The sequence below is a fragment of the Alphaproteobacteria bacterium LSUCC0719 genome, from assembly GCA_040839025.1.
Taxonomy (GTDB): domain Bacteria; phylum Pseudomonadota; class Alphaproteobacteria; order Puniceispirillales; family Puniceispirillaceae; genus UBA8309.
In genome coordinates, this window is the sequence record JBFPJN010000001.1 from 403,658 (window position 1) to 417,725 (window position 14,068).

12 protein-coding genes are annotated in these 14,068 nt (G+C 58.0%); all 12 read left to right on the plus strand.

Annotated elements, in window-relative coordinates:
* Positions 1-9 precede the first annotated feature (9 nt).
* From nuoF to AB3X55_01985, 12 genes are read left to right on the plus strand one after another with little or no spacing between them, the layout of a single operon-like run.
* Positions 10-1,302, plus strand: coding sequence for an NADH-quinone oxidoreductase subunit NuoF (gene nuoF, locus AB3X55_01930; protein ID MEX0502339.1), 1,293 nt, complete (start codon positions 10-12; stop codon positions 1,300-1,302).
* Positions 1,303-1,312: 10 nt separating this feature from the next.
* Positions 1,313-3,370 (plus strand): NADH-quinone oxidoreductase subunit NuoG, encoded by a 2,058-nt coding sequence (gene nuoG, locus AB3X55_01935; GenBank protein MEX0502340.1) that lies wholly within the window; start codon positions 1,313-1,315, stop codon positions 3,368-3,370.
* A gap of 4 nt (positions 3,371-3,374) precedes the next feature.
* On the plus strand, positions 3,375-4,397 hold the full coding sequence (gene nuoH, locus AB3X55_01940; protein MEX0502341.1) for an NADH-quinone oxidoreductase subunit NuoH: 1,023 nt from the start codon (positions 3,375-3,377) through the stop codon (positions 4,395-4,397).
* Between the two features lie 14 nt (positions 4,398-4,411).
* Complete coding sequence (nuoI, locus tag AB3X55_01945) at positions 4,412-4,900, plus strand: NADH-quinone oxidoreductase subunit NuoI (protein MEX0502342.1); 489 nt, start codon at positions 4,412-4,414, stop codon at positions 4,898-4,900.
* Between the two features lie 49 nt (positions 4,901-4,949).
* Positions 4,950-5,579 (plus strand): NADH-quinone oxidoreductase subunit J, encoded by a 630-nt coding sequence (locus AB3X55_01950; protein ID MEX0502343.1) that lies wholly within the window; start codon positions 4,950-4,952, stop codon positions 5,577-5,579.
* 3 nt (positions 5,580-5,582) lie between these two features.
* A complete protein-coding gene (gene nuoK, locus AB3X55_01955; protein MEX0502344.1) occupies positions 5,583-5,894 on the plus strand; it encodes an NADH-quinone oxidoreductase subunit NuoK in 312 nt (103 codons plus the stop codon).
* 6 nt (positions 5,895-5,900) lie between these two features.
* Positions 5,901-7,835 (plus strand): NADH-quinone oxidoreductase subunit L, encoded by a 1,935-nt coding sequence (gene nuoL / locus AB3X55_01960; GenBank protein MEX0502345.1) that lies wholly within the window; start codon positions 5,901-5,903, stop codon positions 7,833-7,835.
* A 3-nt stretch (positions 7,836-7,838) separates the two neighbouring features.
* The gene (locus tag AB3X55_01965) at positions 7,839-9,344 is read left to right on the plus strand and encodes an NADH-quinone oxidoreductase subunit M (GenBank protein MEX0502346.1); all 1,506 of its coding nucleotides are present in this window, start codon (positions 7,839-7,841) and stop codon (positions 9,342-9,344) included.
* A 4-nt stretch (positions 9,345-9,348) separates the two neighbouring features.
* Positions 9,349-10,806 carry an NADH-quinone oxidoreductase subunit NuoN gene (gene nuoN / locus AB3X55_01970; protein MEX0502347.1) on the plus strand — a complete coding sequence of 486 codons (1,458 nt, stop codon included), beginning with the start codon at positions 9,349-9,351 and terminating at the stop codon, positions 10,804-10,806.
* Positions 10,807-10,817: 11 nt separating this feature from the next.
* Positions 10,818-11,558, plus strand: a complete 741-nt coding sequence (locus tag AB3X55_01975; GenBank protein ID MEX0502348.1) for a biotin--[acetyl-CoA-carboxylase] ligase — start codon at positions 10,818-10,820, stop codon at positions 11,556-11,558.
* On the plus strand, positions 11,559-12,338 hold the full coding sequence (locus AB3X55_01980) for a type III pantothenate kinase (protein MEX0502349.1): 780 nt from the start codon (positions 11,559-11,561) through the stop codon (positions 12,336-12,338).
* Positions 12,339-12,368: 30 nt separating this feature from the next.
* Positions 12,369-14,060, plus strand: a complete 1,692-nt coding sequence (locus AB3X55_01985; protein MEX0502350.1) for a ribonuclease J — start codon at positions 12,369-12,371, stop codon at positions 14,058-14,060.
* The last annotated feature ends 8 nt before the right edge of the window (positions 14,061-14,068 follow it).

Here is a 14,068-nt window from a genome sequence, read left to right on the forward strand (position 1 = left end):
GAGGGCAGGATGCTGAAAGACGAAGATCGCATTTTCACCAACCTCTATGGCTGGATGGATTCCGGGCTTGCCGGTGCCAAAGCGCGCGGCGACTGGAGCAATACCGCCAAGCTGCTGCAGCTTGGTCATGACGAGATCGTCGAGCGGATCAAGGCGTCCGGTCTTCGTGGACGTGGTGGCGCTGGGTTCCCCACGGGCCTGAAATGGTCCTTCATGCCAAAAGAGGTTGGCGCCCGGCCGCATTACCTTGTCGTCAACGCCGATGAGTCGGAGCCTGGCACATGCAAGGACCGCGACATCATCCGGCACGAGCCGCACAAGCTTCTGGAAGGGTGTGTCATTGCCGGCTTCGCGATGCGGGCACATGCCGCCTATATCTATATCCGCGGCGAGTTTGTGAATGAGGCGCGTCGCCTTCAGGCCGCCATCGACGAGGCCTATGAGGCTGGTTTGCTGGGTGACAATGCCGCGAAGTCGGGATGGAAGTTCGATATCTATCTCCATCGCGGTGCCGGTGCTTATATCTGTGGCGAGGAAACCGCGCTGATTGAATCGCTTGAAGGCAAAAAGGGCCAGCCGCGACTGAAGCCACCATTTCCGGCAGGTGCCGGCCTTTATGGTTGCCCGACCACCGTCAACAACGTTGAATCCATTGCCGTGGCCCCCACTATTCTGCGGCGGGGTGCCGACTGGTTTGCCGGTCTTGGCAAGGAAAACAACACCGGCACCAAACTGTTCTGCATTTCCGGTCATGTGAACCGGCCCTGCAATGTGGAAGAGGAAATGGGGATCCCGCTTCGGGAACTGATCGAAAAGCATGCTGGTGGCGTTCGGGGTGGCTGGGACAACCTGCTTGCCGTGATTCCCGGCGGATCATCAACGCCGCTGATGCCGCAGAGTGTCTGCAACACCATGACAATGGATTTCGACGCTCTCAGGGAGGCCGGAACCGGGCTTGGCACCGCGGGCGTGATTGTCATGGATAAAAGCACCGATATCGTCAAGGCTATCGCCAGACTGTCCTATTTCTACAAGCATGAATCCTGCGGACAATGCACACCGTGCCGCGAAGGTACGGGGTGGATGTGGCGGATGATGGAACGTCTTGTCCGTGGTGATGCCGAAATCCATGAGATCGAAACACTGGAACAGGTCACCCGGCAGGTCGAGGGTCACACCATCTGCGCGCTTGGCGATGCCGCTGCGTGGCCGATTCAGGGGCTGATCAAGCATTTCCGGCCGGAAATAGAGCGTCGGATCACCGCGCACCGTACCGCCGTAGCCGTAGAAGCGGCGGAATAGGGAGAGGGGCATGCCAAAGCTGACAGTCAATGGCATTGAGGTTGAGGTCGAGGATGGTGCGACCGTCCTTCACGCATGTGAGGAAGCCGGCGTAGAGATCCCACGCTTTTGCTATCATGACCGCCTGTCCATTGCCGGCAATTGCCGGATGTGCCTCGTTGATATGGAGCGTGCGCCAAAGCCAATCGCCTCCTGTGCCATGCCTGCCGGTGACGGCATGGTCATCCGCACCGATACGGATCGGGTGACGAAGGCGCGCGAGGGTGTGATGGAATTTCTGCTGATCAACCATCCTCTCGACTGTCCGATCTGCGATCAGGGCGGCGAATGCGATCTGCAGGATCAGGCGATGGGCTATGGCTTTGACTCCTCGCGCTATGAAGAGAACAAGCGGGCTGTCGAAGACAAGCATATGGGGCCATTGATCAGCACAACCATGACCCGGTGCATCCATTGCACGCGCTGTGTCCGCTTTGCCACCGAAGTGGCAGGTGTTCCCGAGCTTGGTGCGATTGGCCGTGGCGAGTCGATGGAGATCACGACCTATCTTGAAAAGACGCTTGCCTCTGAATTGTCGGCAAATGTCATCGACCTGTGTCCTGTCGGGGCTTTGACGTCAAAGCCCTATGCCTTTACCGCGCGCCCCTGGGAGCTGAACAAAACGGAATCGATCGATGTGATGGATGCCGTCGGCAGCAACATCCGGGTGGACTCGCGCGGTGCGCAGGTGCTTCGCGTGCTGCCGCGTCTGAATGAGGACATCAACGAGGAATGGATTTCCGACAAGACGCGCTATGCCATTGACGGCTTGCGTAGGCAACGTCTCGACACGCCCTATATCCGCGGTCGTGACGGCAGGCTGGCTCCGGCCAGCTGGGACGACGCGCTGACGACAGTGGCGGCAAAGCTGAAAAAGGCAAAGCCGGAAAAAATGGCGGCCATCACTGGCGATCAATGCGATGCCGAAGCCATGTTTGCGCTGAAGCGTCTGTTCGCCAAGCTGGGCAGTGGCAATATCGACTGTCGTCAGGATGGCGCGGCGATCGGCGGGGCGCGTGCCGGTTATCTGTTCAATTCGACCATCGCCGGCATTGATGATGCGGATGCGCTGCTGATCATCGGCAGCAACCCGCGGATCGAGGCTGCCGTTCTGAATGCCCGCATTCGCCGCAACTGGCTGGCGACACGGCTTCCCGTCGGTGTGGTCGGTCCGCAGATGGATCTGACATACGAGGCTGAAAACCTTGGTGATAATCCGTCGGTTCTGGCCGATATCCTGTCTGGAAAGTCAAAGTTTGCGGCCACTCTGAAACGGGCCAAAAGGCCGATGATCATCATTGGTATGGGCGCACTTTCGCGTCCTGATGGGGCGGCCATACTCGGCAAGGCGCATGAGATCGCAGACAGCTATGGTGTCGTGAGTGGTGACTGGAACGGTTTCAACGTCCTTCACACGGCAGCGGCCCGCGTCGGCGCACTTGACCTTGGTTTGACCCCGGCGCGCGGTGGACTTGATGTTGCCGGCATGTACAAGGCCGCCGAGGCTGGTACGCTTGATGTCGTCTGGCTTCAGGCTGCCGACCAGATTGATGCCGAACGGCTGAAGAAGGCCTTCGTCATTTATCAGGGACATCACGGTGATGCCGGCGCGCATGTCGCCGATGTGATCCTGCCGGGCGCGGCCTATACCGAGAAGGACGGGATCTATGTGAATACCGAGGGCCGGGTGCAATATGCCAACCGTGCGACCTTCCCGCCCGGTGAGGCGCGAGAGGACTGGACAATCATTCGCGCGCTTGCTGGCCGTATGGGACTCAATCTCGGATTTGACAGCCTTGCCGAGCTTCGTGACGAATTGTTCGAAGTGGCACCGCATTTCGCCGTTCCGGACGCCGTCAAGGCGGCACGCTGGGCAAAGTTTGGTGGTCGCGGCAAAACCAGCTCGGCGCCAGTGATAACGGCACTTGACGGATTCTACATGACCTGTGCCATTAGCCGCGCCTCGGAAACGATGGGACAGTGTATGATGGCGTTGCAGGCCGATCGAGCCCAGGACGCGGCGGAGTGACGATATGGACCTGATTATGAACAGCTATATCATCGAACTGGCCTGGATTGTCGGCAAGATCATGCTTGTTGTCGGTCCACTGCTGATTGCGGTTGCCTATCTGACACTGGCCGAGCGACGGGTGATCGGGTTCATGCAGTTGCGCAAGGGCCCGAATGTCGTTGGTCCATTCGGTCTGTTCCAGCCTTTTGCCGATGCGCTGAAGCTGATGGCCAAGGAAACCATCCTGCCGGCCGGGGCCAACAAGCTTGTCTTCATGTTTGCGCCGATGCTGACCTTTGTCCTGGCGCTCGTGGCCTGGGCGGTGATCCCGTTTGGCGAAGGCCTGGTGATTGCCGACATCAATGTCGGAATTCTCTATCTTTTTGCGATTTCGTCGCTTGGTGTCTATGGCGTGATCATGGCCGGTTGGGCCAGCAACTCGAAATATGCCTTCCTTGGCGCGTTGCGGTCTGCGGCACAGATGGTGTCCTATGAAGTGTCGATGGGCCTTGTCATCATCAACGTGCTGATCTGTGTCGGTTCGCTGAACCTGACAGCCATTGTCGAGGCGCAGCGCGATATGTGGTTTGCCTTGCCGCTGTTGCCGATGTTCTTTGTCTTCTTCATCTCGACACTTGCCGAAACAAACCGGGCACCGTTCGACCTTCCGGAAGGTGAATCGGAACTTGTTGCCGGTTATTTCGTTGAATATTCATCGATGAGCTTTGCGCTGTTCTTCCTTGGTGAATACGCCAACATGATCCTGATGAGCGGCATGACGACGGTGCTGTTCCTTGGCGGCTGGCTGCCACCATTTGATATCTGGCCACTGAATCTTGTGCCCGGGCCGCTGTGGTTCATCCTCAAGGTGATGCTGCTGCTGTTTGTGTTCCTGTGGGTGCGGGCGACGACACCACGCTATCGTTACGACCAGCTGATGCGCCTTGGATGGAAGATTTTCCTTCCTTTCTCGCTGATCTGGGTCGTGCTGACGTCGGGCTTCCTGCTATGGACCGACAATCTGCCAAATGTGATGGCAGGCTAAGGGGGAGAAGTACGATGCGTGCGATGATCGACAGTCTGCGTTCATTCCTGCTGCTGGAACTTGGCAAGGGGCTGTTCCTGACGCTGAAATATTTCTTCAAGCCGAAGGTGACCATCAACTACCCTTACGAAAAGGGCAGCCTGTCGCCGCGTTTCCGGGGGGAACACGCCCTGCGTCGCTATCCGAATGGCGAGGAGCGGTGCATTGCCTGCAAGCTGTGTGAGGCGGTATGCCCGGCACAGGCCATCACCATCGAGGCCGAACCCCGCGAGGATGGTAGCCGCCGGACAACGCGCTATGACATCGACATGACAAAATGCATCTATTGCGGTTTCTGTCAGGAAGCCTGCCCGGTGGATGCCATTGTCGAAGGACCGAATTTCGAATTCGCAACCGAAACCCGCGAAGAACTGTATTACGACAAGGACAAACTCCTTGCGAATGGTGACCGATGGGAAACCGAAATTGCCCGCAATCTCGCCGCAGACGCACGCTGGCGCTGATCATGACAGGGGGACTGACTCGTGAAATCAATTGCAGGGATGGCGGAGCATGATTGAGGCGCTGTTCTTCTATCTGTTTGCAGCGGTGATGCTTGGTGCTGGCCTGATGGTCGTGGTCTCGCGCAACCCTGTTTATTCCGTCCTGTTTCTGATCCTGGCCTTTTTCAATGCGGCTGGGCTGTTCGTTCTGATTGGCGCTGAATTCATCGCGATGCTTCTTGTCGTCGTCTATGTCGGCGCGGTCGCGGTGCTGTTCCTGTTTGTTGTGATGATGCTCGACATCAATTTTGCCGAGATGCGCGCCGGCTTTCAGAAATATCTGCCAATCGGCCTGATTGTCGGCGGTATTCTGGTGTTCGAGCTGGTGGCGGCAATGTATGGCGATGCCTTCAGCGAAGCGACCCTGCCGGCTGTGGCAGAGATCAGCAACACCCGCGCCTTGGGCAACGTTCTGTACACGAAATACATGTATCTGTTCCAGGTGGCTGGTCTGATCCTGCTTGTGGCGATGATCGGTGCCATTTCGCTGACCATGCGCCGGCGGTCCGGGGTTCGGCGTCAGGTGATTGCGGATCAGAATATGCGGCGCCGTGAAGACAGTGTCGAGATTGTCGATGTGCCGGTTGGCGCGTCGGCCCGTACCGTTGCCACGGTGTCACCAAGCAAGCGTGAGAGGTAAGCCATGCTCGAACTTTCGCTAAATCATTATCTTGCCGTGTCCGCCGTGCTGTTCGCGCTTGGCACCTTCGGCATTTTCCTGAACCGCAAGAACGTGATCACGATCCTGATGTCGATCGAATTGATGCTGCTTGCGGTGAACATCAACATGGTTTCCTTCTCCGCCTATAACGGGGATCTTGAAGGGCAGATCTTCTCGCTCTTCATTCTGACCGTCGCTGCCGCCGAGGCTGCGATCGGCCTTGCCATTCTCGTCGTTTTCTTCCGCAACCGCGGATCGATTGCGGTTGAGGATGTGAACATGATGAAGGGCTGATCTGGAATGTATGCTTCGATTGTCTTTCTGCCGCTTCTGGGATCGCTGATTGCAGGCTGGCTCAGCCTTGGCAACCGCGACCGGGTGGCCGAACTGATCACCTGCGGCTTCATGCTTTTGTCGTTGTTGTTCTCGATCATTGCCTTTGTGCAGGTGGCGATTGGCGGTCAGCCTGTCACCATCGATCTTGCGCGCTGGATTGTCTCGGGTGACTTCGAGGCGATGTGGCGGCTGCGTTTCGACACGCTGACCGCGGTGATGCTGATTGTCGTCACGGGCGTGTCATCAATGGTTCACGTCTATTCTGTCGGCTACATGTCGCACGACAACGCCCGGGCCCGGTTCATGGCCTATCTCAGCCTGTTCACCTTTGCCATGCTGATGCTGGTGACGGCGGATAATCTGGTGCAGCTGTTCTTTGGCTGGGAGGGTGTTGGTGTCGCCTCATATCTTCTGATCGGCTTCTGGTACAAGAAGGACAGCGCCCATACCGCGGCGATGAAGGCCTTTGTGGTCAACCGTGTCGGCGATTTCGGCTTTGCGCTTGGTATTCTCGCGGTTTACCAGATTTTCGGGTCGATCCAGTTCGACGAGATTTTCGCGAATGCCGCGATTATGGCAAACAGCGAAATCAGTTTCCTCGGCAGTGCGCTGCCGGCGCTCGAGGTTGCGGGCATCCTGCTGTTCATTGGTGCGATGGGCAAATCGGCCCAGCTTGGTCTTCACACCTGGCTTCCCGATGCCATGGAGGGCCCGACGCCGGTGTCGGCGCTCATTCATGCTGCGACCATGGTTACCGCAGGTGTCTTCATGGTATGCCGCCTGTCGCCGATGCTGGAATATGCGCCGTTCTCGCTTGATATCATCACCATTGTCGGGGCGTTGACGGCGATCTTTGCGGCGACGGTCGGTTTTACCCAGTTTGATATCAAGCGGGTGATTGCCTATTCGACCTGTTCGCAGCTTGGTTACATGTTCTTTGCTGCCGGGGTTTCGGCCTATCCGGCGGCGATGTTCCACCTGACAACACATGCCTTTTTCAAGGCGCTGCTGTTCCTTGGTGCGGGATCGGTGATCCACGCGCTGTCCGACGAACAGGATCTGCGCAATATGGGCGGGATCTGGCGCAAGATTCCCTTCACCTACGCGATGATGTGGATTGGATCGCTGGCGCTTGCCGGATTTCCGTTCTTTGCTGGCTTCTATTCGAAGGACATGATCCTTGAAGCGGCCTATGCCGCGCATACCGGTGTCGGGTCGCTTGCGTTCTGGCTTGGCTGTGCGGCGGCCCTGCTGACAGCATTCTACAGCTGGCGACTGTTGATCATGGCGTTCCACGGCAAGCCGCGGGCCTCGGCCGAGGTGATGTCACATGTTCATGAATCACCTCTGGTGATGACAGTGCCGTTGCTGGTGCTGTCAGTCGGCGCGATCTTTTCGGGCTGGATCGGCTATGAATTGTTTGTCGGCTCTGGAATGGAACGGTTCTGGGGCGACTCGATCCTGATCCTTCCGATCCATCCGGCGATGGAAAATGCCCATCATGTTCCGACCTGGGTCAAGCTGCTGCCGATTGGTCTGGCAACGTCTGGTGTCGTGCTTGCGGTGCTGTGCTACAGCGTCTGGACAGGCATTCCTGCTGCGATGGTCCGGACCTTCCGGCCGGTGCATGCCTTCTTCTTCAACAAATGGTATTTCGACGAACTCTATGACGCGGTCTTTGTGCGGCCGGCGGTGCGGATTGGTGCTGTGCTGTGGCAGAAAGGCGATCGTGACACGATTGACGGTCTGGGGCCGGATGGCCTGTCAGGTCTTGTGGTTCGGGTGTCGGCGGCGGCATCTCGTCTGCAGTCGGGTTTCGTCTTCCATTATGCGTTCGCAATGCTGATCGGCGTGGTTGTGCTGGTCAGCTGGTATTATCTTCGGTTCGGGGGGATATAGGCAATGATTGGCAACTGGCCCCTTCTGACGATCATTACCTTCCTGCCGATGATCGGCGTTCTGTTCCTGATGATGATCCGTGGCGAAGATCAGGTGGTGGCCCGCAACGCGCGCCATGTGGCGCTATGGGTCAGCGGGTTCACCTTTGTGGTGTCACTGGCGCTGCTGCTGAATTTCGATCCGCAGGCACCGGGCTATCAGTTCGAGGAACGCGGTGACTGGATTCCGGCCGGTGGCATCAGCTATCACCTTGGCGTTGACGGCATTTCGATGCCGTTCATCCTGTTGTCGACATTGCTGTCACCGCTGGCAATTCTTGCCAGCTGGAAAGCCATCACCAAGCGTGTCCGTGAATATATGATCGCCTTTCTGGTGCTGGAAACCATGATGATCGGCATGTTTGCCTCGCTTGACATGCTGATGTTCTATCTGTTCTTCGAGGGTGTGCTGATCCCGATGTTCATCATCATCGGTGTCTGGGGCGGGGCGCGGCGTGTCTATGCGGCGTTCAAATTCTTTCTCTATACGCTTCTCGGATCGGTGCTGATGCTCGTCTGCATGCTGGCAATGTATATTGACGCCGGCACGACCGATATTCCGATGCTGACATCACATGGCTTTGCGGCGGGCATGCAGACCTGGTTGTTCCTGGGCTTTCTTGCCTCCTTTGCCGTCAAGGTGCCGATGTGGCCGGTTCATACCTGGCTTCCCGACGCTCATGTCGAGGCTCCGACCGCTGGCTCGATGATCCTTGCCGGGGTGCTTTTGAAGATGGGGGGATACGGTTTTATCCGCTTTTCACTGCCGATGTTCCCGCTGGCGTCCGAATTCTTTGCGCCGTTGATCTTTGCGCTGTCGATCATCGCCATTGTGTACACGTCGCTCGTCGCGCTGGCACAAAGCGACATGAAAAAGCTGATCGCCTATTCCTCGGTGGCGCATATGGGGTTCGTGACGATCGGGATCTTCACCCTTACCGAACAGGGTGTAGCCGGTGCGATGTTCCAGATGATCAGCCATGGTCTGGTGTCGGCGGCGCTGTTCTTCTGTGTCGGGGTTGTCTATGACCGCCTTCACACACGCGAAATCACGGCTTATGGCGGGGTGGCAGCAGTGATGCCACGCTATGCCGTCTTCTTCATGTTCATGATGCTGGCTTCGGTTGGTCTGCCGGGAACAAGCGGCTTTGTTGGTGAAATGCTGGTGCTTGTCGGCGCCTGGAAGGCCAGCAGCTGGGTGGCCCTGTTCACTGCCACCGGCCTTGTCCTTGGCGCGACCTACATGCTGTGGCTGTATCGGCGCGTGATGTTTGGCAAGGTCGTCAGCCCAGAGGTCGAGGCGATGGAACGGATCAGCCGCCGTGAGGTTCTGATTTTTGCGCCGCTGACGGTGCTGGTTCTTTGGTTCGGCATCTATCCGGCATCATTGCTTGATGTCATGGCATCAAGCATTCAGCTCATCCTAGACAGTGCCGCTGCGGGCGGTGCCATCGTGTTGGCGGGGAGATAGGGCGATGTTCGAATTCCAGATGGCCGATATCATGCCGGCATTGCCCGAGATCTTTCTGGCCGGTGTCAGTCTTCTCCTGGTGCTTGTTGCGGCCTTCGGGGGCGAGACGGCACGCAATGCGCGCCGGGTTACCCGGATGGCTATGGGTGGCATTCTGATCACCTTGCTTCTGCTGGTGAATTCAGACCTTGTGATCACCTCTGCTTTTGGCGGCATGTTTTCGGCTGACAGTTTTGCCAGCTACATGAAGGTGCTTGTGCTGACGGGCACCTTTGCGGCACTTGGTCTGTCGCTGCGCACCGATGGTGACGGTGATATCAACAAGCCCGAATACAGTCTTCTTGTTCTGCTGGCACTTGTCGGCATGATGCTGATGATTTCAGCTGACAATCTGATGGCGCTCTATATGGGGATCGAATTGCAGTCATTGCCGCTCTATGTGGTGGCGGCAATGCGCACCAATTCGCTTCGTTCCTCCGAGGCGGGCCTGAAATATTTCCTTCTTGGCGCATTGTCGTCGGGAATGCTGTTATACGGCGCATCGCTTGTCTATGGCGTGGCCGGTACGACCGATTTCACCGGTATCGCAGAGGCGCTTTCCGGTGGCGCGCTGCCGCCTGTCTTCATCATCGGCATGGTCTTCATGATCTCGGGTCTGGCGTTCAAGGTATCAGCCGCACCGTTCCATATGTGGACTCCCGATGTCTATGAGGGGTCGCCAACACTGGTGACAGCATTGTTCGCCATTGCGCCCAAGGTGGCCGCGATTTCGCTGCTTCTTCGGCTGACCTACGGTGCCTTTGGCAGTATCGCAGACCAGTGGCAGCAGGTACTGATCGCCCTGTCGATTGCCTCGATGGTCATTGGTGCCCTTGGTGCCATCATGCAAACAGATATCAAGCGTATGATGGCCTATTCGTCGATTGCCCATATGGGATATGCGCTTGCCGGCCTGGCTGCCGGCACCGTGGCTGGTGCAACCGGCGTGATGATCTATATGACAGGCTATGTGTTCATGGGCGCTGGCACGTTCGCGATCATACTGCTGATGCGGCGGGATGGTGCCGAAGCCACCCGGATTGCCGATCTGAAGGGTTTGTCCAGCACTCATCCGTTGCCTGCCATCGGCCTGCTGGTGATGATGTTTTCAATGGCCGGCATTCCACCGCTGGCCGGCTTCTTCGGCAAATGGTATGTCTTCCTCGCGGCTGTCGAGGCAGGTCTTGTGCCGCTGGCGGTAATCGGTGTGGTGATGTCGGTGATTGGTGCCTTCTATTACCTGCGGATCATCCGTCTGATGTATTTTGAAGACACCGACGCACCGCTTGATCCCCATATTCCGATGGCCAACCGCGTGGTGCTTGGCGCCAGCCTGGCGGTGATCCTGCTGTTCTTTGCCGGTCTTGGCGGTCTGTTGGCGGCGGCTGACAGCGCAGCGGTGGCGCTGATCGTTTTCGGTTGACCTGACAGGTGATGTTGCCAGCGCCATCCGTGCTGTCATTGACCAGGGTTGATGTTGCGTCATCCTCGTCTGATCTCGCCTGGCAGGCCGCCGCCGAGGGCGCGCCTTCGGGTCGGGCCTTTCTGGTTGGTGAACAGACCGCAGGACGTGGTCGCCGGGGTGCTTCCTGGGCATCGGCACGGGGCGGGATGTATCTGTCCGTTCTGCTGCGTCCTTCGCTGTTGCCACATGCCTATTTTGGCCTGTCCTTTGTCGCCGCGCTGGCGATCCGCGAGGAACTGGCAGCACGGCTTGCCGGACATGAGGTGCAATTGAAATGGCCAAACGATGTTCTTGTTGGTGGCGGCAAGATCAGCGGCATTCTTCTCGAGGCGCGTGGCGAGGCGATCGTGATAGGCACCGGTGTCAATATCGTGCCGGTCACAACCGTGGCGAATGCCCGCCTGCCAGCGATTTCCGTGCATGACCTTGGTGGCGGTGATGTCACCCCGGCCGATCTGGCGGAAAGTTACGGGAACAATCTTCTGACCCGTGTTGACGCCTATGTCCGTTCAGGTTTTGCACCGGTAAGGCTGGAATGGCTTCGTCATTGCGCCCATATAGGCGACAAGGTGCGGGTCTCGACCGGTGCCGATGTCATTGCGGGATCGTTCGACGATCTCGATACTGACGGCGCTCTTGTCCTGCGCGATGATGCCGGTCGGCGCATCCGTGTCACGACAGGTGATGTCGAACTGATGGGTAGAGGCTGAATGCTGCTTGCCATTGATGTTGGAAACACAAACCTTGTGCTGGCGCTTGGTGATGTGGATGCCGGCGTTCGCGATGTATGGCGAATCCGTACCGACGCCATTTCCGATACCGAAACCTGTATTGATCTGATGCGCGGCACTATGGGGACGGCGCTTGATGAAGCTGACGACTCCATCATTGCCAGTGTCGTGCCGAATGTCACGCCCCGGGTCGTTGAGGCGCTTTCCCTGCTTACCGGCAAGGCCCCACTTGTTGTTGGCAGTGCCGATGTGAAGCTTGGCATTGACGTCAATATCGACATGCCGCATCAGGCGGGGGCGGACCGGCTTGTCAATGCTGTCGGGGCAAAGGTGCATCACAGCCTTCCCGCCATTGTGCTGGATTTCGGGACCGCGACGACACTTGATCTTGTTGCCGCCGATGGTGCCTATGAAGGCGGTATTATTGCCCCCGGCGTATCACTTTCAATCGAGGCACTTGAACGTGCGGCAGCACAATTGCCAAGGCTGGAACTGCGGCACTTCGAGGCGGATCTGCCGATCCTCGGCAAAAACACCATCGCGGCGATGGAATCTGGTGTTTTCTGGGGGTATGTAAGCATGATTGACGGGCTGCTGGCGCGGCTTCGTGCTGTCCATTGCGGGCCTGATGACGACATGAAGGCCATTATGACGGGTGGGTTGGCTGGCCTTTTTGCGTCGCATCTTGATGGTCCGGTGATTGTCGATGCCGATCTGACAGTCAAAGGGCTTTTTGAAATTTTCGCGCGCAATCGCTGATGCTGCGCAACCAAGGGAAACCGACGACATATGTATAATACTACCGACCTTCTTTTTGTGCCGCTTGGTGGATCCGGCGAGATCGGCATGAATGCCAATCTCTATCATTACAATGGCAGCTGGCTGATGGTGGATCTCGGCATCTCGTTCCCGGATGACAGCATGCCCGGTATTGATGTTGTGCTGCCGGATCTGACCTTCATCGAACAGCGACGTGACCGGCTTGCGGGGCTCGTTCTGACGCATGGCCATGAAGATCACCTTGGTGCCATTCCCTATATGTGGTCCCAGCTTGGATGTCCGGTCTATGGAAGTGCCTTCACACTGGCGTTGCTGCGTCGCAAGCTGGCCGAGAATGGCCATCAGGAGACCATTCCCCTGATCGAGATTGGCCCTGGTTCGGTTACAGATATCGGGCCGTTCAGCGTCGAAATGGTTGGGCTGACACATTCCATCCCCGATCCAACCGCGCTGGCCATCCGGTGCGAGGCCGGCACCGTATTGCATACCGGTGACTGGAAATTCGATCCGGCACCGGGACTTGGCGGCGAAACCGACACCACACGTCTGGCACAGATCGGCGATGAAGGTGTGCTGGCGATGGTTGGCGATTCGACAAACGCCATGGTCGAGGGGCGCACCGGGTCCGAGGCCGACGCACAGGCAGGTCTTCGCGATGTTATTGCCGGCGCGACGGGGCGTGTCGCCGTGACCTGTTTTTCAAGCAATGTGGCGCGCATACAGTCGATCATCAGCGCTGCGCAGGCGAATGACCGGTCGGTTGCCGTGGTTGGCAGGGCAATCAAGCGGGCGATCTCTGCAGCGCAGGAGGTTGGCTATCTGCGTGATCTTCCCGATTTTGTGCCGGAAGAAGATGTCAATCTTCTGCCTCGTAACAACATCGTCATCATCTGTACCGGAACCCAGGGCGAACCGCGTGCCGCAATGGCGAAGATTGCCGCCGGGGCGCATGAAAGCGTAACCCTCGAAGAAGGGGATACCGTCATCTATTCATCCCGCCAGATCCCCGGGAATGAGCCGGCCATTGCGCGGGTCCAGGATGCGTTGATCCGGCGGCGGATCAACCTGGTTACGGACGAGGATGCGCCGGTGCATGTATCCGGTCATCCCTCGCGCGAGGAGATGGTCGAAATGTACGGGCTGGTCAAGCCACGCATTGCAATTCCGGTACACGGCACGGCACGTCATCTTGCCGCGCATGCAGAGCTTGCCGAGGCATGCCAGGTTCGTCAGACACTGCTTCCCGACAATGGAACGGTTATTCGTCTTGCCGGGCAGGGCGGTGACGGCGAGGCTGCCATCATCGACAATGTCAAAACCGGCGCGCTGACCCATGAAAAGGGCAAGATTCTGGAAATTCAGTCTGACATGATGCGGGCCCGCCGTCGGATGCTGTGGAACGGCGTTGCCACCGCCAGTCTTGTCATGAATCGCGATGGGGGGCTGTGCGCTGTTCCGGCGGTGTCGCAGACCGGTATCGGCGATGAATCGGCGGCAGCGGATTACATCGCTACCGCCAGTCTGGCGATCGAGGATGCGCTGGCGGGCATGGGCCGGGCGGCCCGGCGCGACGATGCGAATGTCGAGGAGATTGCCGGTCAGGCGCTGCGGCGCGTCGCGCGCAACATGTTTGGTCTGCGTCCGATAGCGCATGTTCATATCATGCGGGTCAGCGAAGATGATCTTCGCGGTGTGGCGTAGTGACGTGA

What these genes read in the sequence shown, in the direction of transcription:
- AB3X55_01975 (MEX0502348.1), top strand. Translation starts at nt 10,818, where the DNA reads ATGTTGCCAGCGCCATCCGTGCTGTCATTGACCAGGGTTGATGTTGCG.
- nuoI (MEX0502342.1), top strand. Translation starts at nt 4,412, where the DNA reads ATGCGTGCGATGATCGACAGTCTGCGTTCATTCCTGCTGCTGGAACTT.
- AB3X55_01965 (MEX0502346.1), top strand. Translation starts at nt 7,839, where the DNA reads ATGATTGGCAACTGGCCCCTTCTGACGATCATTACCTTCCTGCCGATG.
- nuoL (MEX0502345.1), top strand. Translation starts at nt 5,901, where the DNA reads ATGTATGCTTCGATTGTCTTTCTGCCGCTTCTGGGATCGCTGATTGCA.
- AB3X55_01980 (MEX0502349.1), top strand. Translation starts at nt 11,559, where the DNA reads ATGCTGCTTGCCATTGATGTTGGAAACACAAACCTTGTGCTGGCGCTT.
- AB3X55_01950 (MEX0502343.1), top strand. Translation starts at nt 4,950, where the DNA reads ATGATTGAGGCGCTGTTCTTCTATCTGTTTGCAGCGGTGATGCTTGGT.
- nuoN (MEX0502347.1), top strand. Translation starts at nt 9,349, where the DNA reads ATGTTCGAATTCCAGATGGCCGATATCATGCCGGCATTGCCCGAGATC.
- AB3X55_01985 (MEX0502350.1), top strand. Translation starts at nt 12,369, where the DNA reads ATGTATAATACTACCGACCTTCTTTTTGTGCCGCTTGGTGGATCCGGC.
- nuoF (MEX0502339.1), top strand. Translation starts at nt 10, where the DNA reads ATGCTGAAAGACGAAGATCGCATTTTCACCAACCTCTATGGCTGGATG.
- nuoK (MEX0502344.1), top strand. Translation starts at nt 5,583, where the DNA reads ATGCTCGAACTTTCGCTAAATCATTATCTTGCCGTGTCCGCCGTGCTG.
- nuoG (MEX0502340.1), top strand. Translation starts at nt 1,313, where the DNA reads ATGCCAAAGCTGACAGTCAATGGCATTGAGGTTGAGGTCGAGGATGGT.
- nuoH (MEX0502341.1), top strand. Translation starts at nt 3,375, where the DNA reads ATGGACCTGATTATGAACAGCTATATCATCGAACTGGCCTGGATTGTC.